We start from the raw sequence: 25,054 nt of genomic DNA, 5'->3' as shown, positions 1-25,054 counted from the left end.
AGGAGGCCACACGATGGCAGATCGCAGCCTGCGCGGGATGCGACTCGGCTCACAGAGCATGCAGAGCGAAGAGGGCGTCGAGTTCTCACCCCGCAAGAAGGTCACGTACCGCACCGAGGACGGCTCGACCTTCGAGGTCGTCTTCGCCGCCGAGGCGGACGTCCCGGAGACCTGGGCCTCGCCCCGGAGCGGACAGGAGGGACGCCTCGTCGATGACGAGGGCGAACTCGTCGAGTCGGAGCCGGTCGAAGCCAAGCCGGTCCGCACCCACTGGGACATGCTGCTCGAGCGCCGCAGCCGTGCCGAGCTCGAGGAACTGCTGCAGGAGCGCCTCCAGTACCTCCGGGCACGCCGCGGCCAGGAGAAGGCCGGGAGCAAGAAGAGCGCCTAGCTCTTCCGCCTCCGGCCGAAGCGGACCGTGAAGCCGGCGACCAGCGCGCCGACGCCGAGCCCGCACACGAGCCACTCGATCTGACGCCCGCCGAGCACGGCGGGCGTCATCGTCGTGGCCAGGGGCACGTCGTCGATCATCACGCCGGGCGTGTAGGTCGCGAGCCGGTCGTGCTCGGTGCCGTCCGGGTAGACGATCGCGCTCGTACCGACGGTCGAGATGTTGACCACCGAGCGGCCGAGTTCGCGCGCCCGGATCCGGGCGATCGCCAGTTGCTGCACGCTCTCGTCGGTGAACTGCCCGAAGTCGGCGTTGTTGGTCTGCGCGAAGACCAGCTGACCGCCCTCCCGGACACCGTCGGTCATGATCTGGTCGTCGACGATGTCGAAGCAGATCGCGATCGAGGCGACGGCTTTGCCGACGTCCATGACGTCGTCGGTGGTTCCCGGCGTGTACTCGCGCTGGATGAGATCGATGAGGCTCGGCACGATCGCGTGGAAGAACGGCCGGGCCGGCACGTACTCGCCGAACGGCACCGGATGCTTCTTGTCGTAGTGGTCGGTCTCTCCGCCCCGCGCCGGCTGCCAGACCATCGACGTGTTGTAGTACCGGGTCACCCCGTGCGACGTGCGCGCGGTGATCGCCCCGCCCACGAGCGGCGCACCGGCGCGCTGGGCCACCTCGTCCCACAGCGCCGCGGCGTCGGGGTCTTCCAGCGGATCCAGGTCGGACGCCCCCTCGGGCCACACCACGACATCCACGTGCCGGCCGTAGACGGGCTGCGTCTTCTGGATCTGCCGCAGCAGGTTGTCGCCGACGCGCGCGGGCGGGTCGAAGTAGCCCGCCTTCGTGTCGCCCTGCACGGCGCCGACGCGGAGCGTCCCGTGGGTCGGAACGGGGAACGCCGGGATCACCACCATCAACGCGGCGATCGCGGTCACGAGAGCGGCGCGCGCGGCCCCACCGCCACCGGCTCCCGCCACGGACCGCGCCTGCGCCACCCCTCCTGGATGGCGGCCAGCGCGACCGCGCACAGGAACACCATGACGAAGCTCACGCCCGAGACGCCCAGCCACGGGAAGAGGTCGGAGATCGCGCTGTCGGACTGCGAGAGCGCGACCCGGCCCCACGCGAAGCCGCCCCACGGCCAGACGCTCGCCACGGCCTCCCGGAGCGTCCAGAGCCCGGCGACGACCGCGGGGAGGAACAGCAGGCGCGAGACCGCGGTCGGGAACGCCGGTGGCACCCAGCGGTAGGCGAGCGTGATCAGCATCCCCGGCGCCGCACCATGCGCCCATGAACACCGACAGGGCCGCCCACGGAAGCGGCCCGAGGAACGTGGTCGCCCAGAAGACCTGCCAGCCGAAGAACACCGTGCCGAACACGAAGCCCACCAGGAACGCCGACCCGAGCCGGCGGCCCTGCTGGATCAGCAGCGCGAGCCCGATGCCGAGGAACGCGAGCGGCCAGACGTCGATGTCGGGGAACGCGCCGTCGAGGATGAAGCCGGCGCATACGGCGACCAGGAGCGCCCATCCGAGCGGCAGAGCGGGGCGGGCACGCACCGGCTCAGCATAGGTGGCCAATTACTGGACCGCGCTGTAGGCCACGATCCCGCGCCGGATGGCGTCGATCGCCACGCGCGCGGTGCGGCCGAGCGGGCCGTCCGCCACGATCGAGATCTGGTCGAGCAGATCGATGGCCTGCTTCATCCAGCGCACGAAGTCCCCGGCGGCCAGGTCGGCATCCCGCAGCACGGAGTCCAGCTGCGCTCCCTGCGCCCAGCGCTGGGTCGCGAGGGCGATTCCGGTCGAGGGCGGGTCGCTGTCCGGCAATCGGTGCTCGGTCTCCAGCTCGCTCAGCCGCTCCCAGATCGCCTCGGTCGCCTCGAGCGCGGCTCGGAAGGCGCCGCGGGGCAGCCCGTGCTCCCCCACCTCCTCGCGCTCACGACGGGGCTCGAAGACGAGACAGCTCGCGAGCGCCGCGAGCCCGGCCGCATCGAGGCCGTCCCACACGCCGGATCGCAGACACTCGGCGACGAGCAGGTCGCGCTCGCCGTAGATCCGGCGCAGCGCCGTTCCCGGTCCCGCGACGCCGAGCCGGCCGTGCTGGTCGCGCTCGAGGTAGCCGAGCTCGAGCAGCACGTCGCTCACCCGGTCGAAGACCTGGGCGACGGCGCCCGTGCGCCCGCGGATCTGCGTCGCCAGCTGGTCGTGCTCGCGCTTGAGACGCCACCAGCGCTCGGCCCAGCGGGCGTGCGCCTCGCGGTCGTTGCAGGCGTGACAGGGATGCTGTTTCATCCGGCGCCGGAGCTCGGCGATCCGGCGCTGTCGCTTGTCGCGCTCGCTCCGCGACTCGTTGCCGAGCTCGCCGCGGCGTCCTCGGCCCGCGCGTTCTTGCGCTCGAGGTCGGTCAGCTCGCGGCGGAGCGTCGCGTACTCGGCGAAGTCGCCGAGGTGGCATCGCATCGCCTCCGCGTACGCCTCGAGCGACTTCTCCTGCTCGCGCAGCCGGCGCGCGAGGTCGACGACGGCGCGGTCGGCCTGGAACTGCGCGAACGAGCTCTCCAGGATCTCGCGGGTGCGCTCCCGGCCGAACTGCTCGATGAGGTTGACGGCCATGTTGTACGTGGGCCGGAAGCTCGACACGAGCGGATAGCTGCGGCGGGAGGCAAGCGACGCGACGGCCGCGGGGTCGAGGCCGCCGATCCACTGGATGACCGCGTGCCCCTCGACGTCGATGCCGCGCCGACCGGCCCGGCCGGTCAGCTGGGTGTACTCCCCCGGCGTGATCGGCACCCGCGCCTCGCCGTTGAACTTCTCGAGCTTCTCGAGCACGACGGTGCGGGCCGGCATGTTGACGCCGAGCGCGAGCGTCTCGGTCGCGAAGACGACCTTGAGGAGCTTGCGCTGGAACAGCTCCTCGATGATCTCCTTGAACGCCGGCAGCAGCCCGGCGTGGTGCGCGGCGACCCCCGCTCGAGCCCGTCCAGCCAATCCCAGTACCCGAGTACGCCGAGATCGGCGTCCGGGATCGCACGGCAGCGCTCCTCGACGAGGTCGCGGATCTCGTCGCGCTCCCACTTCTCGGTCAGCCGCAGGTCGGAGCGCATGATCTGCTGCACGGCGGCGTCGCAGCCGGCTCGGCTGAAGACGAAGAAGATCGCGGGCAGCAGGTGCCGCGACTCGAGCAGCCGCACCACATCCGGGCGATCCATGCGGTCGCCGGCGTTCCATCCCCCGCCGAGGCCCCCTGCCGCTGCCCCTCCGAGCCGAGGCCGCCCTGCCCCTTGCGATGGTGGCGGCCCGGGTGCTGGCCCCGGTAGGTGCCGGCCGGCCGCCCACCGGCGGAGGCGAGACGCGCGAGCTCGGGATTGACGCGGTTGGCCGCGATCGCGCCGGAGTCGTCGAAGAGGTCCATGAGCTTCGAGCGCACGAGCACGTGCTGCTCCAGCGGCACCGGGCGGTCCTCCGAGACGACGACGTCGGTGTCGCCGCGCACGGCCTGCAGCCAGTCACCGAACTCCTCCGCGTTCGACACCGTGGCGCTCAGCGACACGAGCCGCACCTCGCGCGGGAGGTGGATGATGACCTCCTCCCACACCGCTCCCCGGAACCGGTCGGCGAGGTAGTGCACCTCGTCCATGACCACGTAGGCCAGGTCCTTCAACAGGGGCGAGTCGGCGTAGAGCATGTTGCGCAGCACCTCGGTCGTCATGACGACGACGCGGGCGGAGCTGTTGACGTTGGTGTCGCCGGTGAGCAGGCCGATGCGCTCGGCGCCGTGCTCGGCCGCGAGCTCCGAGTACTTCTGATTGCTGAGCGCCTTGATCGGCGTCGTGTAGAACACCTTCGCCCGCGGGTCGGCCAGCGCCAGATGCACCGCGAACTCGGCGACGATCGTCTTGCCGGCTCCGGTCGGTGCCGCCACGAGCACCCCGCGCCCCGCCTCGAGGGCCCGGCAGGCCTCGAGCTGGAAGGGGTCGAGGTCGAAGTCCTGCCGCTCCCGGAACAGCTGCAGTTCGGGCGCCGCGCGACGCGCTCGTGCAGCCGCGTACCGCTCCGCGGGCGAGAGGGTGCTCACCCCTCATTCTCGTTCAGTCGGGCCTCGTTCAGGCCGGCGTCGCGTCCACCGAAGCGGAGGAGGCGAGCTCCTCGGCGGCCTTGCGCCGGTCGACCTGGCGGTCGTGCAGCAGCGAGATCCCGATCGCGACGAAGTACAGCACCGTCATCGGCAGGGCGAGCAGCATCATCGAGCTGATGTCGGCCGCCGGCGTGGCGATCGCGGTGAACACGACGATCGCGAGCACGGCCCAGCGCCATCCCTTGAGGATCGCCTTGCCGCGCAACACCCCCACGAAGTTGAGCAGCACGAGGAACACCGGCAGCTCGAACGCGAAACCGACGACGAGCACCAGCTTCAAGACGAAGTCGAGGTAGTACTTGGCGTCGTAGAAGCTGGCCGACCCGGCCGGGACGAAGCTCGACATGAGCTCGATCATGTGGGGGAACACGATCCAGCCGACCGCGCAGCCGATCAGGAACAGCGGGATCGCCGTCCCGATGAACGCGAGGACGTAGCGCTTCTCACGCCGGGACAGGGCCGGCACCAGGAACGCGAAGATCTGGTACAGCCACACCGGGCTCGAGACGACGATGCCGATGGTGAACGCGATCTGCACCCGAAGGTCGAACGCGCCCGTGATGTTGGTGAAGTTGATGATCGCCTGGTGCGATTTGGCGATGTGCTGGATCGGCGACTCCAGTTGCGGCCAGACCAGGTCGTAGAGGAACCATCCTCCACCGGTTCCGACGACCACCGCGCCCGCGGCCCAGAACACCCGTCGCCTGAGCTCGACGAGGTGCTGGCCCAGGGACATGCGGCCCTCAGGATTGGACCGCCGCCGCGTGCGGACGGCCACGACCGCCTACTTCGCGGAGGTGCCGTCGGCGGGCGTCGTCGCCTCCGACGTGGTGGTGGTGCTGGCCGACGCGTCGTCGGCCTTCGCTTCGGCAGCCTTCTCGTCCTTCGCGTCCTTGACCTCGGTGCGGAAGATCTTGGCCGACTGGCCGAGGCTGCGGGCGAGAGCCGGCAGGCGGGTGGCGCCGAACAAGAGGATGACGACCGCGAGGATGATCCACGGAGCCGGACCCTCGAAGAGACCACGAAGCATGAGCGAGTTCCTGTTCTTCTGCGCTGAAGTGTCAGTGTAAGCCAGGCTACCTGGATTCACCCGACCGAAGACGGCGATACGAAATTATCGCATCTCTTTCCGATAACGGTCGACGCCGGAGCGGGCCCAGTCGGCGACCGCCTCCCGCGCGCTCGGCGGGGCGACCACCGTCATGACGCCGGACATCCGCGTCGCGAGTCGCTTGAGGCCGTGGTAGTGGGACACCCGGAGCGTCGTGCGGATGCGTCCGTCGTGCTCCGTCGACGTCGCGCCGTCGGGGATGAAGTCCGCGATCAGGGGCATCGCGGAGGACGCGATGTCGATCGTCACCTCGAGATCCTGCGGCGACGGCTCGAACAGGCGATCCGGCAGGCGCACCTCGCTCGCGCGGTGCTCGATCGGGAGGTCGGTGATGACCGCGTCGGAGATCCGGTCGAGCCGGAAGGTGCGCACGGCCTCCCGCAGGTGGCACCAGCCGCGCAGATACCAGTCGTCGTCGAAGGACTCGACCCGCAGCGGGTCGACGTGGCGGCGCTCCTTCTCCCCCGACGCGTTGAGGTAGACCAGATCGAGCTGCACGCCGCTCGCGACCGCCTGCCGGATGAGCGCCAGGGTGGATGCGATGGCCGGATCGGCCTCCACCCCACCTGGGCGGGTGCGGCGGAGGCACCCGCGCTGAGCTTGCCCGTCAGACCCGCGAGCGTCGCGCTGCCGGCGTTCTCGGGCAGCGATGCGAGGTACTGCAGACCCGCGATGAGGGCGGCCGCCTCGCGCGCCGAGAACCGCGGTGCATCGTCGATCGCCACGAGGTGGGTGAGTTGGATCTCGTCGTGCTCCTCGAAGGCGTCCCAGTCGATGTCGAACAGATCCTCGTGCTGATAGGCGTCGGTCTCGCCGGGGATGCCGCTCACCGCGATCAGGCGCACCGCCTCCCGGATCTGCTCCGGCTGCATGCCGAAGTGGTCCGCGGTCTCGGCCACCGTGGCGCCGTCGTGGTCCATGAGCCACGGCACGAGCGACAGCAGGAACGCGAGCTTGTCGCGAGCCTGCAGCGGTTGCGCACGCTCAGCCACGCGCCGCCTCCTCCAGACGTTCCACGACCGCCGCGCGCAGGTCGGCGGGCTCGATGACGAGCACCTCCGGCCCGAACCCGGCGAGCTCGTCGGCGAGGATCGCCATGTCGACGTAGTGCACCCGCAGCCGCTCCGTGCCGGCAGCGCCCGGGCCGAGCTGCTCCGTGTCGCGGCGGTTGGTCAGACGGGTCGCCGCGTCGGTGTCGCAGGTGACCTCGACCTCGGCGACGCCGCGATGCCAGACCTCCTCCAGGCCCGCGACCGCCTCGGCGGTGTGGTCGCCGGGTCGCGCGGGGGCGGGCTTGCCGGTCGCGACGGGGCCGACGATCCGGCGCAGCAGGAACATCTTGCGCGCGCCCGCGGTCGAGCCGCCGTCGACGTACTCCTCCGCCGAGAGGTGCCATCGCCCCTGGTACTGCACGAGGGCGAGCGGGATCACCTCGCGCTCCCGCGCGGCCTGATCCCCCGGCTTGAGGTACGGGAAGCGCACCACGAGGTGCTTCTCGAGCGCCGCGTCGAGCGGCTCGAACGCCGCATCGCGCAGCCGCACGCGTGGCGCGTAGCCGATCGTGGGCTCGGCGACGTCGACGCCGAGCGAGCGGAGCTTCAGCAGCGCCCGCCGCGACTCCCCCGACAGCGAGCCCTCGCGCCACACGCGCGCCGCGAGGTCGAGCAGCGTCATCTCCTCCGGCGTGAAGCGGATGTCGCTCGGGAGCTGGTACGCCCCACGCGGGATGCGGTAGCGCAGCGTCTGGTTGTTGCCGGCATCCCCGGGCGAGTCGACGGTCTCGAGCGGCACGCCGAGATCCCGGATGTCATCCTTGTCGCGCTCGAACTGGCGCTCGAGATTGGCGTTGTCGCCCCCGGCGTCGAAGCGCTGGCGGTAACCCTGCACGGTCGACAGGATCTCGTTCTTGGTCAGCCCGTTCTCCGTGGCGAGCAGGGCGAGAACGAGGCTGAAGAGACGCTCCTCCACCGGCACGCGGGCGGTGGCGTTGGACATGCTGATGATCCTACGGACCGCGAGCACCTCCGTTAGGTGCGCGTCGTGCCCGGCGACGCATCCAGCCGGATCAGCGCGAGACCGGATTCGGGATCGACCTTCTTGCGGAGGGGTTCCGGGGTCTGCGTCAGGATGATCTCGCAGGTGGGCCGCACGTGGGCCTCCTGCACGTGACCGCCGAGCACCCGCCCGTCGGCGAGCGCGACGGCGGCGTGCGCGTGCAGCTGCGGCTCGCCGTCCTTCTCGGCGAGGTCGCCGATGAGCGAGACCAGCTCGACCTGCTCGTTCAGATCGACCGACGTGCGGTACTCCTTGGCCTCCCAGTCGAAGTAGGCGAGCCGTACCGACGAGAACGCACCGATCGCGCGGATCGAGGCGCCGAGGATCCGGTGCTCACGGGCGAACCCGGTCAAGGATCCGACGAGCTCCTCGCCCGTGTCCAGCACGATCACCCAGCCCGTGCCCGGAGTGCCCGATCGATCGACGCGCATCCGCCCTCACCGCCGTCACCGTCGCGGCCGCGATCGCGACCCGACTTCAGGCGTACCCGCGGATCCCGGCGGTGCGGCGCTCTCGAAGGATCCGCCCAGCCTCGGTGCCGAGCGGCGGGGTCTAGGAGCGGACGCCGAGGATGTCGATGACGAAGATGACGGTGTCCTTCGCCGAGGCGCCCTGCGGCGGGTTGGCGCCGTAGCCGTCCTTCGGCGGCAGCACGACGAGCAGCTGCGAACCCGCCTTCTGACCGACGATCGCGTCGATCGCCTGGGCGGGCAGGACGCCGTTGCCCTTGCTGAGCACGACGTCCCTCGCGATACCGGCCGACCACGTGTCGAGCGAGTCGATCACGGCCGGCTTGTCGCCGTTGGCGTCCGGCCAGGTCCACGCCGTGTAATGCAGAACGGCCTTCTGGCCCTTCTTCAGCACAGCGCCGCCTCCGGCCTTCACGACCTCGGAGCGTGCGTTCTTGGGCTTGTCGAGCTCCTGCAGCACGATGCCGGGCTGGCCGTCGACCGCCGTGATGACGCTCGGCATGCCGTCCTGCGGCAGCTGGTTCGCGCCGTCGGCCTTACCCGGGTAGACGTGCACGACATCGATCACCGCGACGATCGGCTCGGAGGCGGGGAGACCGGAGACCGCGTTCAGGCGCTTGCCGTTCGAGGTCAGCGCGATCCGGGATCCGGCCTGCGCGCACACGAGGGCCGTGGCGAGTGAGGACCTGCCGAGCCCGGCCTGACCGGGCAGCCCCTTGCCGGCCACGGCGCGCAGCGACCCGTCGTACGCGGTCGCGGCGATGGGCCGGCCGGTGGTGCCGTCGTAGATCGTCGCGTCGAGATCGATCTGCGCGCCCTTGGCCGCGACCAGGCCGTGACCGGCCTTCAGCACCGTCACCTGGTCGCTCTTCTTCACCACGATCGGCGTGGGGAATGTCGCCTTCGGGCTCTTGCCGACGACTCCCGTGGCCTTCACGATGCTCGAGGCGTCGCCGCTCGGCAGCTCGGGAACGCAGCCGCCGGGCTGATTGCCGGGCCCACGGCCGGCCGGAGCGCATCCCGCCAGGACGCCCGCGAGGAGGGCGGCGGCGGCCACGGCGGTGATGATCGCGGTCGTACGGCGCACGGGTCCTTCTTCCAAGCGTCGGGAGGGATGCCCGCCGATCCGCGCGAACGCAGACGGGCCCGAAACACTCTACCGGCCGTCGCCGGTCGCTCCGTGCGAACGCGCCTGCCCGGCGAGGCGCTGCGCCTCGCGAGCGACCTTGCGCAGGCGCTTGTCGCTCTTGACGTGCTCGCCGAGCGCCCCGGGCGTCCAGGCCTCGACGTCCTCGTCGCCGTACTCGGTCTTCGACGCCCGACGCGCCGGCGGGGTCAGCACGGCGCCCGGCGCGAGCCGGCGCGCGGTCAGCAGGAACCCGGTGTGACCGACCATGCGGTGATCGGGGCGCACCGCGAGGCCCTCGACGTGCCAGCCGCGCACGAGCGTCTCGGTCGGGTCGGGTTCCGTGTAGGACCCGGTGGCCCGGATCGCCTCCGCGACCCGCGAGAGCTGCGTCACGGTCGCGACGTAGCAGAGCAGCACTCCCCCGGGTGCGAGCGCTTCGGTGACCACGTCCAGGCATTCCCACGGCGCGAGCATGTCGAGCACGACGCGGTCGACCGATGCCGGCGTCGCGACGTCGGGCAGCCGCTCGGCGAGATCGCCCAGTTCCACGCTCCAGTTCGGCGGCACGCTCCCGGTGAAGGCCGCGACGTTCCCGCGCGCGACGTCGGCGAACTCCTCGCGACGCTCGAACGAGACGAGCCGCCCTCGGGGCCGATCGCACGCAGCAGCCAGAGCGAGAGCGCGCCGGAGCCGACCCCGGCCTCCACGACCACCGCACCGGGGAACACGTCGGCCTGCGCGAGGATCTGCGCCGCGTCCTTCGGGTAGACGATCGCGGCGCCGCGCGGCATCGACATGACGAAGTCGGCGAGCAGCGGGCGCAGCGCGAGGTACCTGTCGCCGTTGCTCGCGGTGACGACGCTGCCCTCGGGTTCACCGATGATCGCGTCGTGGTCGAGAGCGCCGCGGTGGGTGTGGAACTGCTTGCCGGCCTCGAGCGTGATCGTATGCAGCCGGGCTCGCGGGCCGGTGAGCTGCACGCGGTCGCCGGCGGCGAACGGTCCCCGGCTCATGCGGCCCTCCGACGGGCGTGCAGGGCGGCGAGGTCGGCCACGCCGCGCCCCTCGAGAGTCGGCCAGAGGGTGTACGCCGCCGACGCGGGCAGCTCGAGGTGCGAGGGCACGGCGATCGTGCTCGCTCCCGAGGCGACGGCGGCGGCGACGCCGACCTCGGAGTCCTCGATCGCGACGCAATCCCCCGCCTCGACGCCCAGACGCGACGCGGCCGTGAGGTAGGCCTCCGGATCGGGCTTGCCGTGCTCGACCTGGTCGCCCGCGACGACCACATCGAATGCGGCTCCGGCGACCTCCGAGATCGCGTCCGCCATCCTCCGCAGCGACATCGTGACGAGCGCGGTCGGGATGCCGGCATCCCGCACGTCGCGCAGGAGCGCCTGGGCGCCCGGCCGCCACGGCACGGTGTCGCGCAGCTGCTCGAGCACCCGGTCGGTGAGCAGGTCGACGATCTCACGGGCCTCGAGGTCGACGCCGCGCGACTTCAGCACGAGCGCGGACACCTCGAGCGCGTTCCCGACCAGGGTCAGCGCGTCGTCGTGGGTCCAGGTGCCCCCCACGCCTCCACCAGCTCCGTCTCGGCCCGCATCCAGTAGGGCTCGGTGTCGACGAGCGTGCCGTCCATGTCGAACAGGACGGCCGCCGGGAGCGCGGGCTGCGAGGTCACCCGGAGAGTCTAGGGAGCGGGCGGCCTCCGTTCCCGGCGCCTACAGTGGACTGATGGCCGAGGCAGCGGGATTCGGGACCGGCTCGACCCTCGTCGTCGCCTTCGAGGGGTGGAACGACGCGGGCGACGCGGCGTCCAACGCCGCCCGCATGGTGCGCGATCAGCTGGAGCTGGTGGCGATCAGCGACCTCGAGCCCGAGGACTACTTCGACTACCAGTTCAACCGCCCGACGAGCGTGCTCGACGAGGACGGCAACCGCACGCTCGAATGGCCGGGCGTCACCCTGTACGGGCCGGTGGACGGCGGGACCGGCATCCACGTGCTGCTCGGCACCGAGCCCTCGCGGGGCTGGCGGACCTTCGCCGGCGAGCTCGTCGACGCGTTCCTGGCCGCCGACATCACGGGGATCGTGTTCCTGGGCGCCATGCTCGCCGACGTGCCGCACACGCGGCCCATCTCGGTCTTCGCCTCCAGCGAGAGCGGCGAGCTGCGCGACCGGTTCGAGCTCGAGAAGTCCACGTACGAGGGACCGGTCGGCATCCTCTCCGTGCTGGGCGATGCGGCCCAGAAGGCGGGCATCCCGTCGCTGTCGATCTGGGCGTCGGTGCCGCACTACGTGCACAACGCCCCGTCGCCCAAGGCGACCCTGGCGCTCATCGAGCGGCTCGAGGAGTTCGTCGAGCTCGAGGTGGATCGCGGCACGCTCATCGAGGAGTCGACGGCCTGGGAGGACGGCATCAACGCCCTCGCGAGCGACGACGACGACATGGCGGCCTACATCACCCAGCTCGAGCAGGCCCGCGACACCGTCGACGCCCCGGAGGCGAGCGGCGACGCGATCGCCGAGGAGTTCGAGCGCTACCTGCGCCGCCGCGACGGTCGCGCGGGCGACGGGAACACGGGCCCTCGTCGCTGACGCATCAGTGCATCGCGATGTCGAGCAGGATGATCGCGAGCCCCAGCAATGCCGTCACGACTCCCCCGAGGATGCGCAGCGGCACGGGTCGGCGGCGTTCCGACAGCGACTGGTAGCCGAGCACGCCGAGCACGAGCACGTTGACCACGAGCGCCCAGTCGGCGGCGTCGGGCAGCACGCCGGCCGCGCCGAGCAGCACGACGACCGTCGCCGGGATGGCGCTCCACAGCATCCCGTTGGAGTGGGCGAGGGCGTGGCGGAAGGAGACGCCCAGACGCCGATCCTCCCCGACCGCATCCCGTGCCCGGCGATCGTGCGCGCGTAGACGTGGGCGATCCAGAACACGATGAGCGTCGTGACCGACCACTCCAGCACCTGCAGGAAGTCGACCGAGGCCGGGGTCAGAAGGGCGAGGTCTCCTGCACGTTCGGCTGATCGCCCGGAACACCGTCGCCGGCGTGTTCGTATGCCGCACTCACGGCGATCAGGGCGGCGTACAGGATCGTGCCGTAGACCGCGTCGGCGGTGACGACGCGGTCGCGGAGACGCGAGAGCCTGCTCATTGCGCCGGCAGGATCCCCAGGGCGAGCACCACGAACAGGGCGATGCCCAGCAGCACCCGGTAGATCACGAACGGCAGGAACGAGCCCTTCGAGATGTAGCGCATGAAGAGCGCGATGACCGCGAAGCCGACGACGCCCGCGACGACGGTCGCGACCCCGGTCTGCGGCCAGCTGAACACCTCGTGCCCGTGGCCCTTCAGGCTCTTGAACAGCTCGTAGAAGCCGCTGCCGAACACGGCGGGCAGGGCGAGCAGGAACGAGTAGCGCGCGGCCGCGGGGCGCTCGAAACCGAGCGCGCGGCCCGCCGCGATGGTGGCCCCGGAGCGGGAGACGCCGGGCACGAGGGCGAGCGCCTGCGCCGTTCCGAAGACCAGAGCCTGCCCCCAGCGCATGTCACGCAGCCGGTAGATCCGCTTGCCCAGCAGGTCGAGGACGCCGAGCAGGATGCCGAACACGATGAGCGTGGTCGCGACGATCCACAGGGACCGGAACACGGTCTCGATCTGGTCCTGGAACAGCAGACCGAGCACCACGATCGGGATCGAGCCCACGATGATGAACCAGCCGAGCATCGCGTTCGGGTCGCGCCGCGGGATCCGGCCGAACAGCGCCTTGACCCACGACCCGATGATGTGCGCGATGTCGGGCAGGAAGTAGATGAGCACGGCCGTCTCGGTGCCGAGCTGCAGGATCGCGGTGAACGCGGCCCCCGGGTCCTTGCCGGTGCCCATGAGGGTCGACGCGATCCGCAGGTGGGCGCTGGAGGAGATCGGCAGGAATTCGGTCAGACCCTGCACGATGCCGAGGATGATCGCTTCGAGCCAGGTGTCCACGAGCGACGATTCTGGCAGACCGGCGCTCGGCGATCGCGCCCCGGGCTCTCAGCAGTCCCTGAGGAAGTCCGCAAGGACCGCGCGGCCGAACTCGAGCGCAGCGAGCGGCACGCGCTCGTCGACGCCGTGGAACATCGCCGGGAAGTCGAGTCCGGCATCCAGCCGCAGCGGGGCGAAACCGTAGCCGGTGATGCCGAGTTCGGCCAGCGCCTTGTTGTCGGTGCCGCCGCTCATGAGGTACGGCAGCACGGGCGCACCGGGATCGTGCCGCTGCAGCGTGGCCGTCATCTTCTCCACGAGCGCCCCCTCGAACGGGAACTCGAGCCCGATGTCGTGGTGCAGCACCTCGAGCTCGATGTCGGGGCCGATGAGCTCGCGCACCCGGTCGAGCACCTCGTCCTCCTGGCCGGCGAAGGGGCGCAGGTCGACGAGGGCGCTCGCCGTGTCGGGGATCACGTTGTGCTTGTAGCCGGCCTCGAGCACGGTCGGGTTGCCGGTCACCCGCAGGGTCGCCTGCAGGAACCCGGCCGCGGTGCCGGTCGCGAGCACGACCTCGTCGGGCTCCGCGTCGTCGGGGAGCCCGAGGATGCCGCGCAGCTCCCCCACCAGCTGCGTCGTCGTGGAGGTCATGTGCAGCGGCCACTCCTCGGCACCGAGGGTGGCGACAGCGCGCGCGAGCTTCGTGACGGCGTTGTCGCGGATGACCCGCGACCCGTGCGCCGCCGTCCCGCGCGCGGTCAGCTTGATCCAGGAGAGCGCCTTCTCCCCCGTCTGCAGCAAATAGGCGCGGGTGCCGCCGATGTCGACCGAGTAGCCGCCGACCTCGCTGATCGCCTCCGTCGCGCCCGCGAACCACTCCGGATGCTGCACGACGGCCGGATGCGAGCCGAACACCCCGCCGTTCTCCTCGTCGGCGAAGAACGCCACCACGAGGTCGCGCGCCGGCTGCCCCCGCGGCGTGCAGGTCGCCGAGCGCGGTGAGGATCATCGCGTCCATGTTCTTCATGTCGACGGCCCCGCGGCCCCACAGCATCCCGTCGCGGATCTCGCCGCCGAACGGGTCGACGCTCCAGTTCGCGGGGTCGGCCGGCACGACGTCGAGGTGCCCGTGCACGACGAGGGCGGCGCGCTCCGGATCGCGACCCGGCACCCGCGCGACGACGCTCGTGCGGCGCTCGGCGGCGTCCCAGAGCGTGGGCTGAAGGCCGAGCCGGCGCAGCTCGGCGGCCACGTACTCGGCGGCCTCGGTCTCGCCCTTCGACCGGCCCGCACCCCAGTTCGTGGTGTCGATCCGGATGAGGTCGCGCGCGATGCGCGCGGTGTCCTCGAGGGGGCGTCGGGGTGGGCGGCCATGTCCTCACGCTAACCGGCGAGGTGCTAATCTCGACACTCGGTCGTCCACAAGGCGACCACCTCGCGCGGGTGGCGGAAATGGCAGACGCGCTAGCTTGAGGTGCTAGTGCCCGTATAGGGCGTGGGGGTTCAAGTCCCCCTCGCGCACGAGGGCTCTGTTCGCAGAGACCGAAGGCCCCGGAGTCCGCTCCGGGGCCTTCTTCGTTCTCTCGGCCGGCGGCGCGCGGCTACGCGGGCATGGGCACGCGGGCGAATGCGCGCACGGGCGACGTGCCGAGACCGCGGATGTTCAGCGGCGCCGCGGTGAACCGCGATCCGCTCGGCGGCAGCTGCGCGAGGCCGGTGAGGTGCTCGACGACGTGGATGCCGTCGCCCAGCAGACGGGTGTGGGCCGGCCGCTCGCCCCCGGCATCCGGGGACATGTCGTCGATGTTGACCGAGTCGATGCCCACGAGCGTCGCGCCCTGCTCGGCGAGGTGGTCCGCGGCCTCCGCGCCCAGGTACGGCGCGCCGTTCGCGTACGCGGGCGTGCCGAAGTGCCGCGACCATCCGGTGTGCAGCAGCACCGCCCTGCCCCGCACGTCGCGGTCGAGGAACAGGCTGGCCGGGATCTCGCGCCCCGTCACGTCGTCGAGGTGGAACACCTCGGCCGGGAGGTCGACCAGGGTCGCCAGATCGAGGCCGGACAGATCGGGTCCGTGCGGATAGCGGTGGTACGGGCTGTCGAGGTAGGTCCCCGTGTTCCCGGCGATCGTGATGACATCCATCGCGAACACCGTGCCGGGCGCGTACCGCGCGACCGAGTCGGCATGCGTGAGAAGCGGCGTGATGACCGGAGCCGGGATGCCGGGCAGGGTGACCAGGCCCTCGGAGATCGGGTGGCTGAGGTCGACGACGTGCCACGCGTCGGTCTCCGCCGGCGCCTCGATCACCCCGCGCGATCCCTTGTGCGCCTCCTCGACGATCTCCAGGCCCGTGAGGACGACCGAGCCGACCATCGCGAGACCGAGGTGCTGCACCAGCAGCCGCCCGATCTCCGATTCGGCGACGTCCCGGGACGGCAGGTCGAGCCGGAAGCCCTCGGCGGTGAGGCCGCCGCCGTTCAGGAAATCGATCCGGGCGTCGAAGCGGGCGCGGTACTCGGGCATGCGGCCAGTCTCGCAGCGGCATCCGACCCCGGCTGGGGCCGCTCTCGCCGGTCGGCTACCGGATGCCGGGCACGCCGCCCAGGAGCTCCCGGAACACCTCCGCGGCCTCGGTCGCGGTCGCGAGGTGCCGATTGCCCGAGCCACAGCGACTGGAGGTCCCCCGTTCGCGGCGGCCGGCCTCCGCACGGAAGCGGCCGGTGAGCCAGTTCTGCGCCGGGAACGCGGCGATCGCGGCGCCCGCCTCGATCGTGCGGACCGCGCGGTTGGGAGCCCCCGGGCGAGCCGCCCGCTCATCGCCCGGGTCAGCACCGTGCCGTGCGCCGGTGTCCGGGCGATCGCGTCCCGGTGGGCCGCATTCGCGGCGGACTGGCGCGTGTGAAGGAACGCCGTACCGACCTGCACGCCCTCGGCGTCCAGAGCGAACGCGGCCGCGACGCCGCGCCGGTCGGCGATGCCGCCGGCCGCGATCACGGGAACGCTCACCGCATCCGCGACCTGCGGGATCAGCGCGAGACCCCCGACGAGCGAGTCCTCCGCGCGGTGCAGGAAGGAGACCCGGTGACCGGCCGCCTCGGCTCCGGTCGCGACCACGGCATCCACCCCGCCTGCTTCGAGCGCGACCGCCTCGTCGACCGTCGTCGCCGTGCCGACCACGCGGATGCCCGCGGCGTGCACCCGCTCGACCAGCTCCGGCGAGGGGACGCCGAAGACGACGCTGAGCGCGGCCGGGCGCGCGGCGATGACGGCATCCACCTGTTCGGCGATGTCCGGCAGGAACCGGGCCGGCAGGGGCGGCACATCGACGCCGAGCTCGTGGAAGAACGGCGCGACGACGGCCATCGCGGCGTCCCATTCGGCATGCTGCGGGTCGATCTCGTCGCCCATCGGCAGCCACAGGTTCAGTGCGAAGGGTCGCGGGGTCGCGGCGCGGATCGCTCGGACGGTCTCGGCGATCCGCTCCGGCTCGTACCCGTAGAGACCGTAGGAGCCGAGGCCGCCGAGCTCACTGACCGCGGCCGTGAGCTCCACCGCGGACAGGCCGCCGAAGGGGGCGAGCACGATCGGGGCATCGATGCCGAACAGCTCGCGGACCCGGTCACCGTCGCGCATGACTCAGGACGATACCCCGCTCGATCGGCGCCCCGCGCGGGTCCGAACCTGCCCCGCCTACCCTGCAGCGGGCCGGATCGCGGCGAGCCGCTCGGCGATGGTGTCGCCGACGCGCCCCACGAAGCCGGCCATGTCGGGACCGGCCGCGCGGAGGTGAACGTGCTCGACCCCCAGGGCGGCCAGCTGCTCCGCGGAGCGCAGGAAGGCATTCGGATCGGTCAGCGGGTCGGCCACGATCGGTCCCTGCACGGTCTTCTCGATGGCGGCGTAGTCGGTGCCGAGCCGATCGCAGTGCTCACGGAGCACCTGGAGCTTGTGCGCGACCGCCTCGACGTCGGAGGCGATGAGGTTGCAGCCCTGCGCGTACTGCGCGACCAGGCGCAGCGTCTTGCGCTCCCCGACCCGCCGATGACGATCGGGGGTGGGGCGCCTGGATCGGCGCCGGGCGGTTGATCGTCTCCGCCAGCCGGTAGTGCGTGCCCTCGTACGGGCCGTCGTCGTCGCTCCACATCTGCAGCGCGATCTGCACCGCCTCCTCGAGCCGCTCGAACCGCTCCGCCAGCGGCGGGAACGGCACGCCGAGCGCGAGGTGCTCGCGCTCGTACCAGGCGGCGCCGATGCCGAGGAAGGCGCGGCCGCCGCTCAGCACGTCGAGCGTCGTCGCGATCTTCGCCAGGAGCGCCGGATGCCGATATGTGACGCCCGTCACGATCGTGCCGAGCTTCATCCGGCTCGTCACGCCGGCGACGAAACCGAGGGCGGTGTAGCCCTCGAGCATCGGATCGTGGGCCGTGCGGAACTGCTCCATCTGGAAGTAGTGGTCCATGACGCTGAACCACGAGGCCCCGATCTGCTCGGCCGCGATCGCGGTGTCGCGCATCATCGGGGCGATCGTCGCCGGCTCGCCGGGAATGGTGAAGTCCATGAAGTGGAATCCGAAACGCATGACTCAACGCTACGCCCAGCCGGAGGGTGCCTCCGCACAGGGGGCGTCGCGGGCGGGGCCAATCCACAGGCCGGGCAGTCCGGACGGTTCCGAGCCGGCCTCACCCTAGACTCCGGGGATGCTGGAGGGATGGAGCCGCCAGGCGGCCGACTACGTCGACAGCACCGCCGTCTGCCCGCGATGCGGTGCCCGCATCGAGCCCACGCTCGTGTGCGGCACCTGCCGCGCGATCCTGAGCGGTGAGGAGGCCGTGCGGGTCCGCGCCGCGTCGCAACGGGCCGCCGAGGCCCTGCGGGAGCGGCAGCGACTCATCGATCTGCTGCCGGTGGCCCCGCTCGCGAGCGCGGCGGCGGCCGTGCCCGCCACGGCGCCGGTCGGCCCATCGCCGACCTCCGCGGTGCCGCGCGCCCCGGGATCGCAGGGCCAGATCGGCGTGCCATCCGTCCTGGCGGTCGTCGGCGCCGCCCTCGTCGCGGTCGCGGGCATCGTCTTCACCTTCCTCAATCCCGATATCGCCTTCGCCGCCCGCACGGTGATCATCGCCCTGCTCACCGTGCTGTTCCTCGGCGCGTCGTGGCTCATGATGCAACGACGATTGCGGTTGTCGGCCGAGGCCCTCGGGGCTCTCGGCATGGTCTTCGTCGTGCTCGACATCTGGGCCGCGGTGCAGAAGACGCCGCTCGACGTGAGCGGATGGGTGCCGGCCGCCGTCGGCACGCTGCTCGCCTCGCTCGTCATGTTCGGGCTCGCGCTGCTCGTGCGGATGCGGGTGTGGCTCTGGACCTCGATCGTCGGCTTCGTCCTCGTGCCGGCGATGTTCGGGTACGCGCTCACGAACGGCTGGGCGGTGCACGCCGGGCACGTCGCGGCGGGTTTGGTCGCGTGGGGCGCCCACCGCCTCCTGCGGCGCGCGGCCGGGCGCTTCGGATCGGAGCTGCGGGCCGACCACGGCACGGCGACCACGCTGCAGCTGGTGGCATCCGGGGTCGTGGTGCTCACGCTGCCGTTCTTCCCGGCGCCCGATGGATTCCGCGTCGTCGGCTCCGGGGCCGACGACGCGGGAGCCCGCGTGCTCGGTGCGGGCCTCGTCCTGCTGGCGCTGGCCGTGCTCGCGGCGCTCGGCACGCGGGATCGCCTCCCCGGCTGTGGAGCGTGCTGGCCGGCGTGTGGGTCGCCCTCGCCGTCGCCCAGCTCGCCTTCGTGCCGCTGGACGACGCGGCACCGCGCGTCGTGCTCGCGCCGCTCACGACCGCGATCGTGCTCGTGCTGCTGGCGGCGATCCCCTTCCCGGCTCGGTGCGACGGCCTCAGCTGCTCGCGGGTGCCACCGCGGTCGCCGCCCTGGCGGCCGTGCCCGCGGCGGTCGAGGGCCTGCTGGAGCTCGGATCGGCCGGCGTGCTGCTGCCCGCGGACGCGGGCAGGTGGTCGATCCTCGGGCTGGCCGCCGCCGCGGTCGGCGCGGCCGCCACCGGCTTGCTCTCCCGCCGGCGCGGTGAGGGCGGGTTCGCCCGTGCCGGCTGGATCTCCAGTCTCTGGATCGGCGCCGGCACCGTCCTGACCCTTGCCGCCTGGGCCGGCTGGAGCCGCACGACGGGCGCGGTGCTGGCCCTCGCGATGGCCCTGGTGCTCGGGATCCTGGTGCTGCTCGTACCCGCGGCGCGCCGGTCGCCGGCCTGGCTGCGCATCCCCGTGCTCGTCGCGGGACACGCACTGCTGCTCGTCGCCGGCATCTCGTCGTGGATCGAGCGGCCGCTGACCGTGCCGGTCGGGGTCGCGATCGTCGCGGTGCTCATCCCGCTCGGTCTCGCGTCTCCCCGCGCACTACGGCCGTACACCGTCGCCGCCGGCTACGCGTACGCGCTCGTCGTGTTCGCCACCGGTCTGGCCCGGGCCGACGTCGAGTCGATCGCGGTGCTCTGCCTCACCGCGTCGCTCGCCGCGGTCGCGGGCCTCGCGGCCACGCTCGTGCGACGGGTGCGGGCGGGGGCCTGGTACGCCGTGCTCGTGGTGACCGCGGTGCCGTTCCTGATCGGCGTCGTGACCGTGCTGTTCGTGCGCAGCGGGTGGACCGCGCTCTCGACCGGGCTGATCTTCCTGCTCGCGCTCACCCTCCTGCTCACCCGCCGCCCCGGGCTCAACCGCGTCGTGCGCACGCTCGCGGCGGCGCTGCTCGTGCCCGCCCTCGCGGTCGTCGTGGTGTGCCTCGGCGCGCAGCTGCTGGTCCAGAGCGGCTCGCCGGTGACGCTGCCGATCATCGCCGTCATCGTCGCGGCGACCCTGTGCGCCACCACTCCGATCGCCGCGGGCCTCACCCGGCACGGACTCGCGGCGCAGGATGCCGTGGCGGCGCGCATCGCGATCGAGACCTCGGCGCTCGTCACCGGGGCGATCGCGGTGCTGCTCGCGCTCGTGCGCCAGGCGGCCGGACTCGGTACGACGTTCGTCGTGCTCCTCGTCCTCGGCATCGGCGCCGCGGCCGCGGCGGCGTTCGCGAAGCGCGGCTACGGCTGGTGGGTCGCCGGCGTGTGCTGGAGCGGCGCCCTGTGGTGCGCGCTGTGGCTGGCCGGTGTGCAGGTGGCGGAGCCCTACGTGCTGCCGCCCGCTCTCGCGCTGGCGCTCGTCGGGGTTCTGCTCGCGGCGCGCGGCGGGGCGGGACTGCCGCTCGTGGCGACCGGGCTGGCGTGCGCGGTGCTGCCGACCCTCGTGCTGCTCGCGGTCGCCGGGCCTGGCGACGGCATCCTGCCCTGGCGCACGGTCGGCCTGCTCGGCGGTGCGTTCGTGCTGCTCGTGCTCTCCCGCCTCGCGGCGGGCCGGCTGGATCGGCACGGCCGGCTGGCGAGGCTCCACGCGCCCGTGCTCGCCGCCGCGATCGTCGCCTCCGCGGCCGGCGCGGTGCAGGGCGTGCGGTGGGCGGTGCGGGGCGACGCGGTCGCGATCCCCTCGGCACAGCTGGTCCTCCCGGTGCTCGGCCTCGCGATCGTCGCGGTCGTGTTCGCGGGATTCGCCGGCCGGATGCTCGTGCAGCGCACCGGCCGCGCCTCGCGCTGGGTGCTTATGCCGGCCACGCTCTTCCTGATCCCCGGGCCGATCGCGTCGGCACGCGATGTCTGGCTGCCGATCTGGACCCTCTGGGGCCTCATGCTCGCGCTGCTCGCCGGGGTCGTGCTCGTCGCATGGCGAGCGCGACGCGGCCCCACGATCCTGCCGCCGGTGTGGCTCGTCTGGGGCGCCGCGTGGGCGGTCGCCGTCGCCGGGTGGAGTGCCCGCGAACTGCGGGTGGAGATGTTCTCGCTGCCCCTCGGCATCGCCCTCCTCGCGGCGGGTGTCGTCGGTATGCGTCCCATGGCGCCGACCACGATCGTCGACCGACCCCTGCGCACCACGCCCAACGGCTGGCCGGTGGGGTTCACCGGCTCGTGGGCGCTGCTGACGCCGGGCATCGCGGCGGTGTTCCTGCCGTCGCTGCTGTCGACCGGCACCGATCCGCAGACCTGGCGCGCCATCCTCGTGATCGCGCTCGCGCTCGCCGCGATCCTGGTCGGCTCGCTGTTCAAGCTCGGGGCGCCGTTCGTGCTCGGCATCGCCGTGCTGCCGATCGAGAACATCGTCGTGTTCGCGGTGCAGATCGGCCGCTCGATCGGCTCGACGCCGTGGTGGATCACGCTCGCCAGTGCCGGCGCCGTGCTCATCGTCATCGCGGCGACCTGGGAGCGGCGCACGAGCGGCGAACGGGGCGTGGCCGCCCGGATGCGCGATCTGCGGTAGCGCGCGCTCCGACTTCGACCTGCGATAGTCGAGTCATGACCGCGTCGTACGCGTTCGAGGCCGAGCTCTACCGCTGGGCGTCGCGGCGGGAGAAGTGGCTGTTCGTCTCGCTGCCCGCCGACGTGTCGGAGGAGATCGGCGAGCTGCCCGCTCCCCGCGCGGCTTCGAGTCGCTGCGCGTCGACGTCACTCTCGGTGCCAGCACGTGGCGCACCTCGATCTTCCCGGGCGGTGACGGTCGGTACACGATGCCCGTCAAGCGCGCCGTCTACGAGAAGGAGGGCGTCGACGAGGGCGACACGGCGCGCGTCTCGATCCGCCTGCTCGACGTCGGCTGAGCGGAGCGCAGCACACGCAGGTGTCGGCCGTCGTTGACACCATCGAACACATGTTCGACACTGGAGCGATGACGGCGACAGCAGCGGCCGTCACCTTCGAGCTGTCGGAGGTGGAGGCCGAACTCGATCGGGGCGGCCACGCCCCGACTGGCCGCGCGCAGGGTGACGTGGTGCGCGAGCTGCAGGCGCGCATCCGGAGCATGCAGCGCAACCGCATCGACACACGGGCGCTGCCGACCCACCCCGCCCTCGCCGACCTGCTGCCGAACGGGGCGCTGAGTGCCGGCGGCACCTACGCGGTCGCCGGGTCGACGACCCTCGCCCTCGCCCTGCTGCAGGGCGCGAGCGCCGCGGGGGCCTGGTGCGCCGTGGTCGGGGTGCCCGATCTCGGGGTGGAGGCGGCCGCCGGCCTCGGTGTCGATCTCGACCGGCTCGTGCTGGTGCCGCATCCGGGTGAGCAGTGGCTCGCGGTCGTCGCCGCGCTCGTCGACGTCGTCTCGATCGTGCTCGTGAAGCCGCCGTCGGCCGCACCGGGCGTGCCGCGCATCGGCGAGGCGACCGCGGGCAGGCTCTCGTCCCGGCTGCGTCAGCGCGAGGCCGTGCTCGTGAGCCTCGGCGACTGGCCGCGGGCGGATGCCCGACTCGCCGTCACGGAGTCGGCGTGGGCCGGCGTCGGCGCCGGTTTCGGCCACCTCGTCGGGCGCCAGGCGACCGTGACCTCCGCCTCGGCGGCATGGTCGGGTCGTCCGCGCTCACGCCGGCTGTGGCTGCCCGGTCCCGGCGGGACCACCGTCGAGGCGGTCGTCGCCCGACCGGAGGGCGCCGACCGCGCCGACCGCGCCGACCGCATGGACCGGCTCCGCGTTGTCGGCTGAACGTCGCGGCCGCTGCGCGACGAGCCGGATGCCGAACAAGGCTCAGGGACAGCACAATGACCCCATGCAGATCTTTGCGATCGGATGGTTCACCCTGTTGGCGGCCGGCGTCATCCTCGTGATCGTCGGTCTCGTCGTCTGGATCACGGTCGGCATCCGCTGGCTGCGGCTTCATCCGGAAAACAACGCGCCCTCGTCGAACGGCACCGCGCCGCCCGCATCCTGACTCACTCCGGACCGACGCCCGAGACGGGCGTCGGGACTGGCGTCGCCGCGAAGGCCAGAAATGGCCTTCGCTCAGAGCTCCAGCGTCCCGATGTCCTCGTTCCACAGCTCGGGGTTGCCCGCGATGAAGTCGGTCATGATCCGGACGAGCTCCGGGTCCTGCACGACGTCGACGCGCACGCCGTTCTCGCGCAGCCAGTCCTCGCCGCCGTAGAACGTCGTGTTCTCCCCGATCACGACCCGGCCGATGTTGAACTGGCGCACGAGCCCGGAGCAGTACCAGCACGGCGACAGCGTGGTCACCATCGTCGTGCGGCGGTACGAGCGCTGACGCCCGGCGTTGAGGAACGCGGAGGTCTCGCCGTGCAGGGCGGGGTTGCCGCCCTGCACGCGCTGGTTGCGGCCGGAGCCGAGCAGCCGGTCGTCCGCGTCGAACAGCGCCGCACCGATCGGGATGCCGCCCTCCTCGAGCCCCGCGAGGGCCTCGTGCCGGGCGACGTCGAGCTTCTCGGCATCGGTGGCGTACACCGCGCCGACAACGGGCGCGGCGCTCATGCGGCCTCGTCCGCCGCGTCGACGCCGATCACGACATCCGGCTCCTCGGAGACCGGACCGCCGACCTGCGGGCGGAAGACCCGGAAGAACAGCAGGTACAGCAGGCCGGCCAGCACGAATCCGACGAGCGGCGTGAGGTCGCCGATCGGGGAGCTCGCGCCGCCCGTGGCGGTCACCACGAGCCCCGTGAACAGCACCTGGTTCGAGAACAGCACGATCGAGACGACCGCCGCGATGACGAACGCGATGATGCCGGCCGGGTTGCGGTACTTCGCGCGGTCCGGGATGAATGCCGCGATCGCCGTGCCCCGGCGCAGCAGCCGGTCGACGAGCACGACGCCGAGCCACGGCGCGATCCAGTAGGCGATGACGAGCAGGAAGTTCTCGTAGTTGCTGGTCACATCGGTGAGGATCGACACCAGCGCGATGAGGAATCCGAGGATGCCGAAGCCGATCGCGATGATCGCCCGCCGCAGCGAGAACCGGATCCGGATGCCGGCCGCGAGGAACGACATGGAGCCCGAGTAGATGTTGAGGGCGTTCGCGGCGATCGCGCCCACGGCGATCGCGAGGAGGGTGATGGCGGCGACCCAGCCGGGCATCCCGTGCACGAAGGCGTCGGTCGGGCTCGCGTTCTTCGGCGCCACGATGAGCGCGGATGCCGCGCCGGCCGCCATGAGCACCGTGCAGGAGACGAAGTTGCCGAGCGCGGCGGCCCAGCCGGTCTTGGCCCGGCTGACCGTCTTGGGCAGGTAGCGGGTGTAGTCCGAGGCGTACGGGTTCCAGCCGGCGGCGTAGCCGAAGGCCGCCGCCGCGGTGAGGGTGAACCCGCCGAACGTGAACGCCGAGTGGCCGAGGGCCGGGCCGACGACCGGGTTCGCGAAGATCGCGATGGTCGCGATGATGAAGACGACGCCGAGCACGATGCTTGCGTACCGCTCGAAGACCTGCACCAGATCGTGCCCGACGAAGGCCAGCAGCACCTCGAGCACCACGATGATGAGCAGCGCGAGCCAGATCGGCATGTGCGTCAGGGTCGCGAGCGCGAAGGCGCCGGAGACCGAGTTGACGGCGAACCAGCCGAGCCCCGCCATGATCGTGTTGATCGCCGCGGGCAGGATGTTGCCGCGCAGGCCGAACGCGGTGCGGCTCAGCACGAGCTGGGCGAGGCCCTCGCGCGGCCCCCAGGTCGACAGGATGCCGTGGCTGGTCGCGCCCAGCGCGTTGCCGATGACGACCGCGAGGATCGCCTGCCAGAAGCCGAGGCCGAAGTACGCGACGCCGATGAAACCGACGAAGACGGTGGCGAATTCGAGGTTGGGGGCTGACCAGGTGGCCAGGAGCTGCCAGGGCGATCCGTGGCGCTTGTCGGCCGGGATCGACTCGATGCCTCCCGGCTCGATCGAGGTGGGCCGGGGAGGGGCGGTCGTCGTCATGGCCACACCGTAGC

26 protein-coding genes, 1 tRNA gene and 5 pseudogenes are annotated in these 25,054 nt (G+C 72.0%); 8 read left to right on the top strand and 24 right to left on the bottom strand.

Annotation, left to right across the window (positions count from 1 at the left end; translation table 11 throughout):
• The first annotated feature begins 13 nt into the window (after positions 1-13).
• On the top strand, positions 14-391 hold the full coding sequence (locus QQK35_RS19320; RefSeq protein WP_284251983.1) for an RNA polymerase-binding protein RbpA: 378 nt from the start codon (positions 14-16) through the stop codon (positions 389-391).
• On the opposite strand, the gene lnt is transcribed toward QQK35_RS19320, so the two are convergent.
• The 15 genes and pseudogenes from lnt to QQK35_RS19255 all read right to left on the bottom strand — a co-directional run bounded on the left by lnt (position 388) and on the right by QQK35_RS19255 (position 10,936).
• Positions 388-1,374, bottom strand: a complete 987-nt coding sequence (lnt, locus tag QQK35_RS19315) for an apolipoprotein N-acyltransferase (RefSeq protein ID WP_284255774.1) — start codon at positions 1,372-1,374, stop codon at positions 388-390. The two genes, QQK35_RS19320 and lnt, sit on opposite strands and share 4 nt — an antisense overlap.
• A complete protein-coding gene (locus tag QQK35_RS19310) occupies positions 1,329-1,664 on the bottom strand; it encodes a hypothetical protein (RefSeq protein WP_284255773.1) in 336 nt (111 codons plus the stop codon). The genes lnt and QQK35_RS19310 overlap by 46 nt, the downstream gene beginning before the upstream one ends.
• A gap of 43 nt (positions 1,665-1,707) precedes the next feature.
• Positions 1,708-1,956 (bottom strand): annotated as a pseudogene (locus QQK35_RS19305) (apolipoprotein N-acyltransferase); the annotation flags it as partial.
• 21 nt (positions 1,957-1,977) lie between these two features.
• Positions 1,978-2,691 (bottom strand): DEAD/DEAH box helicase, encoded by a 714-nt coding sequence (locus tag QQK35_RS20740; RefSeq protein WP_431311827.1) that lies wholly within the window; start codon positions 2,689-2,691, stop codon positions 1,978-1,980.
• Positions 2,688-3,386, bottom strand: a complete 699-nt coding sequence (locus tag QQK35_RS20735) for a helicase-related protein (RefSeq protein ID WP_431311786.1) — start codon at positions 3,384-3,386, stop codon at positions 2,688-2,690. Before QQK35_RS20735 ends, QQK35_RS20740 begins: the two co-directional genes overlap by 4 nt.
• Positions 3,387-3,480: 94 nt before the next feature.
• Positions 3,481-4,473, bottom strand: coding sequence for a DEAD/DEAH box helicase (locus QQK35_RS20730; protein WP_431311785.1), 993 nt, complete (start codon positions 4,471-4,473; stop codon positions 3,481-3,483).
• 28 nt (positions 4,474-4,501) lie between these two features.
• Positions 4,502-5,269, bottom strand: coding sequence for a twin-arginine translocase subunit TatC (gene tatC, locus QQK35_RS19295; RefSeq protein ID WP_284251977.1), 768 nt, complete (start codon positions 5,267-5,269; stop codon positions 4,502-4,504).
• Positions 5,270-5,317: 48 nt separating this feature from the next.
• On the bottom strand, positions 5,318-5,563 hold the full coding sequence (locus QQK35_RS19290) for a twin-arginine translocase TatA/TatE family subunit (RefSeq protein ID WP_284251975.1): 246 nt from the start codon (positions 5,561-5,563) through the stop codon (positions 5,318-5,320).
• A gap of 84 nt (positions 5,564-5,647) precedes the next feature.
• Entirely contained in the window at positions 5,648-6,205 is a 558-nt protein-coding gene (locus tag QQK35_RS19285) for a helix-turn-helix transcriptional regulator (RefSeq protein WP_284255541.1), read from the bottom strand.
• Positions 6,206-6,297: 92 nt separating this feature from the next.
• Positions 6,298-6,564: pseudogene (locus tag QQK35_RS19280) on the bottom strand (helix-turn-helix transcriptional regulator); the annotation flags it as partial.
• A 64-nt stretch (positions 6,565-6,628) separates the two neighbouring features.
• Entirely contained in the window at positions 6,629-7,639 is a 1,011-nt protein-coding gene (locus QQK35_RS19275) for a helix-turn-helix transcriptional regulator (protein WP_284251971.1), read from the bottom strand.
• 32 nt (positions 7,640-7,671) lie between these two features.
• The gene (locus tag QQK35_RS19270) at positions 7,672-8,130 is read right to left on the bottom strand and encodes a PPC domain-containing DNA-binding protein (protein ID WP_284251969.1); all 459 of its coding nucleotides are present in this window, start codon (positions 8,128-8,130) and stop codon (positions 7,672-7,674) included.
• 121 nt (positions 8,131-8,251) lie between these two features.
• The gene (locus QQK35_RS19265) at positions 8,252-9,256 is read right to left on the bottom strand and encodes an FKBP-type peptidyl-prolyl cis-trans isomerase (RefSeq protein WP_284251967.1); all 1,005 of its coding nucleotides are present in this window, start codon (positions 9,254-9,256) and stop codon (positions 8,252-8,254) included.
• Between the two features lie 69 nt (positions 9,257-9,325).
• Positions 9,326-10,311, bottom strand: a pseudogene (locus QQK35_RS19260) (tRNA (adenine-N1)-methyltransferase).
• Positions 10,308-10,936: pseudogene (locus tag QQK35_RS19255) on the bottom strand (HAD family hydrolase). The pseudogenes QQK35_RS19260 and QQK35_RS19255 overlap by 4 nt, the downstream one beginning before the upstream one ends.
• Positions 10,937-11,031: 95 nt before the next feature.
• On the opposite strand from QQK35_RS19255, the gene QQK35_RS19250 reads away from it, so the two are divergent.
• Positions 11,032-11,895 carry a proteasome assembly chaperone family protein gene (locus QQK35_RS19250; RefSeq protein WP_284251965.1) on the top strand — a complete coding sequence of 288 codons (864 nt, stop codon included), beginning with the start codon at positions 11,032-11,034 and terminating at the stop codon, positions 11,893-11,895.
• Between the two features lie 4 nt (positions 11,896-11,899).
• On the opposite strand, the gene QQK35_RS19245 is transcribed toward QQK35_RS19250, so the two are convergent.
• The 4 genes and pseudogenes from QQK35_RS19245 to QQK35_RS19230 form a co-directional block, all read right to left on the bottom strand.
• Positions 11,900-12,127: a hypothetical protein gene (locus QQK35_RS19245; RefSeq protein WP_284255540.1), complete on the bottom strand. Its 228-nt coding sequence runs from the start codon at positions 12,125-12,127 to the stop codon at positions 11,900-11,902.
• Positions 12,128-12,296: 169 nt separating this feature from the next.
• Complete coding sequence (locus QQK35_RS19240; protein ID WP_284255539.1) at positions 12,297-12,458, bottom strand: hypothetical protein; 162 nt, start codon at positions 12,456-12,458, stop codon at positions 12,297-12,299.
• Positions 12,455-13,291 (bottom strand): undecaprenyl-diphosphate phosphatase, encoded by an 837-nt coding sequence (locus QQK35_RS19235; RefSeq protein ID WP_284251962.1) that lies wholly within the window; start codon positions 13,289-13,291, stop codon positions 12,455-12,457. The genes QQK35_RS19240 and QQK35_RS19235 overlap by 4 nt, the downstream gene beginning before the upstream one ends.
• A gap of 48 nt (positions 13,292-13,339) precedes the next feature.
• A pseudogene (locus tag QQK35_RS19230) lies at positions 13,340-14,603 on the bottom strand (M20/M25/M40 family metallo-hydrolase).
• 103 nt (positions 14,604-14,706) lie between these two features.
• Between QQK35_RS19230 and QQK35_RS19225 the strand changes: the two are divergent.
• Positions 14,707-14,792: transfer RNA gene (locus QQK35_RS19225), tRNA-Leu, on the top strand.
• Between the two features lie 79 nt (positions 14,793-14,871).
• Here QQK35_RS19225 and QQK35_RS19220 read toward each other — a convergent pair.
• From QQK35_RS19220 to QQK35_RS19210, 3 genes are read right to left on the bottom strand one after another with little or no spacing between them, the layout of a single operon-like run.
• Positions 14,872-16,902 carry a nitronate monooxygenase gene (locus QQK35_RS19220; protein WP_284251952.1) on the bottom strand — a complete coding sequence of 677 codons (2,031 nt, stop codon included), beginning with the start codon at positions 16,900-16,902 and terminating at the stop codon, positions 14,872-14,874.
• Positions 16,903-16,959: 57 nt separating this feature from the next.
• Positions 16,960-17,208, bottom strand: coding sequence for a hypothetical protein (locus QQK35_RS19215; RefSeq protein WP_284251950.1), 249 nt, complete (start codon positions 17,206-17,208; stop codon positions 16,960-16,962).
• Positions 17,198-17,848 (bottom strand): LLM class flavin-dependent oxidoreductase, encoded by a 651-nt coding sequence (locus tag QQK35_RS19210; protein WP_284251948.1) that lies wholly within the window; start codon positions 17,846-17,848, stop codon positions 17,198-17,200. Before QQK35_RS19210 ends, QQK35_RS19215 begins: the two co-directional genes overlap by 11 nt.
• A gap of 118 nt (positions 17,849-17,966) precedes the next feature.
• Here QQK35_RS19210 and QQK35_RS20725 point away from each other — a divergent pair, with 118 nt between their 5' ends.
• The 5 genes from QQK35_RS20725 to QQK35_RS19190 all read left to right on the top strand — a co-directional run bounded on the left by QQK35_RS20725 (position 17,967) and on the right by QQK35_RS19190 (position 23,050).
• Positions 17,967-19,343, top strand: coding sequence for a hypothetical protein (locus QQK35_RS20725; RefSeq protein WP_431311784.1), 1,377 nt, complete (start codon positions 17,967-17,969; stop codon positions 19,341-19,343).
• Positions 19,344-19,461: 118 nt separating this feature from the next.
• Positions 19,462-21,612, top strand: coding sequence for an SCO7613 C-terminal domain-containing membrane protein (locus QQK35_RS19205; RefSeq protein ID WP_431311828.1), 2,151 nt, complete (start codon positions 19,462-19,464; stop codon positions 21,610-21,612).
• Between the two features lie 94 nt (positions 21,613-21,706).
• A complete protein-coding gene (locus QQK35_RS19200; protein ID WP_348534853.1) occupies positions 21,707-21,949 on the top strand; it encodes a DUF1905 domain-containing protein in 243 nt (80 codons plus the stop codon).
• 50 nt (positions 21,950-21,999) lie between these two features.
• Positions 22,000-22,824 carry a P-loop NTPase family protein gene (locus tag QQK35_RS19195; RefSeq protein ID WP_284251944.1) on the top strand — a complete coding sequence of 275 codons (825 nt, stop codon included), beginning with the start codon at positions 22,000-22,002 and terminating at the stop codon, positions 22,822-22,824.
• 64 nt (positions 22,825-22,888) lie between these two features.
• Positions 22,889-23,050 (top strand): hypothetical protein, encoded by a 162-nt coding sequence (locus tag QQK35_RS19190; protein ID WP_284251943.1) that lies wholly within the window; start codon positions 22,889-22,891, stop codon positions 23,048-23,050.
• Between the two features lie 71 nt (positions 23,051-23,121).
• On the opposite strand, the gene QQK35_RS19185 is transcribed toward QQK35_RS19190, so the two are convergent.
• Complete coding sequence (locus QQK35_RS19185) at positions 23,122-23,604, bottom strand: nucleoside deaminase (RefSeq protein ID WP_284251941.1); 483 nt, start codon at positions 23,602-23,604, stop codon at positions 23,122-23,124.
• Positions 23,601-25,040: a purine-cytosine permease family protein gene (locus tag QQK35_RS19180; protein WP_284251939.1), complete on the bottom strand. Its 1,440-nt coding sequence runs from the start codon at positions 25,038-25,040 to the stop codon at positions 23,601-23,603. Before QQK35_RS19180 ends, QQK35_RS19185 begins: the two co-directional genes overlap by 4 nt.
• Positions 25,041-25,054: the final 14 nt, after the last annotated feature.

Origin of the sequence: Pseudolysinimonas kribbensis (assembly GCF_030161895.1) — a bacterium.
GTDB lineage: Bacteria > Actinomycetota > Actinomycetes > Actinomycetales > Microbacteriaceae > Pseudolysinimonas > Pseudolysinimonas kribbensis.
This window is presented reverse-complemented; position numbering and strand designations above follow the sequence as displayed.

What these genes read in the sequence shown, in the direction of transcription:
- QQK35_RS19290 (WP_284251975.1), bottom strand. Translation starts at nt 5,563, where the DNA reads ATGCTTCGTGGTCTCTTCGAGGGTCCGGCTCCGTGGATCATCCTCGCG.
- QQK35_RS19240 (WP_284255539.1), bottom strand. Translation starts at nt 12,458, where the DNA reads ATGAGCAGGCTCTCGCGTCTCCGCGACCGCGTCGTCACCGCCGACGCG.
- QQK35_RS20740 (WP_431311827.1), bottom strand. Translation starts at nt 2,691, where the DNA reads ATGAAACAGCATCCCTGTCACGCCTGCAACGACCGCGAGGCGCACGCC.
- QQK35_RS19220 (WP_284251952.1), bottom strand. Translation starts at nt 16,902, where the DNA reads ATGCGCGACGGTGACCGGGTCCGCGAGCTGTTCGGCATCGATGCCCCG.
- QQK35_RS19195 (WP_284251944.1), top strand. Translation starts at nt 22,000, where the DNA reads ATGTTCGACACTGGAGCGATGACGGCGACAGCAGCGGCCGTCACCTTC.
- QQK35_RS19180 (WP_284251939.1), bottom strand. Translation starts at nt 25,040, where the DNA reads ATGACGACGACCGCCCCTCCCCGGCCCACCTCGATCGAGCCGGGAGGC.
- QQK35_RS19250 (WP_284251965.1), top strand. Translation starts at nt 11,032, where the DNA reads ATGGCCGAGGCAGCGGGATTCGGGACCGGCTCGACCCTCGTCGTCGCC.
- QQK35_RS19270 (WP_284251969.1), bottom strand. Translation starts at nt 8,130, where the DNA reads ATGCGCGTCGATCGATCGGGCACTCCGGGCACGGGCTGGGTGATCGTG.
- QQK35_RS19185 (WP_284251941.1), bottom strand. Translation starts at nt 23,604, where the DNA reads ATGAGCGCCGCGCCCGTTGTCGGCGCGGTGTACGCCACCGATGCCGAG.
- QQK35_RS19310 (WP_284255773.1), bottom strand. Translation starts at nt 1,664, where the DNA reads ATGCTGATCACGCTCGCCTACCGCTGGGTGCCACCGGCGTTCCCGACC.
- QQK35_RS19210 (WP_284251948.1), bottom strand. Translation starts at nt 17,848, where the DNA reads ATGCGTTTCGGATTCCACTTCATGGACTTCACCATTCCCGGCGAGCCG.
- tatC (WP_284251977.1), bottom strand. Translation starts at nt 5,269, where the DNA reads ATGTCCCTGGGCCAGCACCTCGTCGAGCTCAGGCGACGGGTGTTCTGG.
- QQK35_RS19275 (WP_284251971.1), bottom strand. Translation starts at nt 7,639, where the DNA reads ATGTCCAACGCCACCGCCCGCGTGCCGGTGGAGGAGCGTCTCTTCAGC.
- QQK35_RS19190 (WP_284251943.1), top strand. Translation starts at nt 22,889, where the DNA reads ATGCAGATCTTTGCGATCGGATGGTTCACCCTGTTGGCGGCCGGCGTC.
- QQK35_RS20725 (WP_431311784.1), top strand. Translation starts at nt 17,967, where the DNA reads ATGCTGGAGGGATGGAGCCGCCAGGCGGCCGACTACGTCGACAGCACC.
- QQK35_RS19205 (WP_431311828.1), top strand. Translation starts at nt 19,462, where the DNA reads ATGGCCCTGGTGCTCGGGATCCTGGTGCTGCTCGTACCCGCGGCGCGC.
- QQK35_RS19320 (WP_284251983.1), top strand. Translation starts at nt 14, where the DNA reads ATGGCAGATCGCAGCCTGCGCGGGATGCGACTCGGCTCACAGAGCATG.
- QQK35_RS19245 (WP_284255540.1), bottom strand. Translation starts at nt 12,127, where the DNA reads ATGCTGTGGAGCGCCATCCCGGCGACGGTCGTCGTGCTGCTCGGCGCG.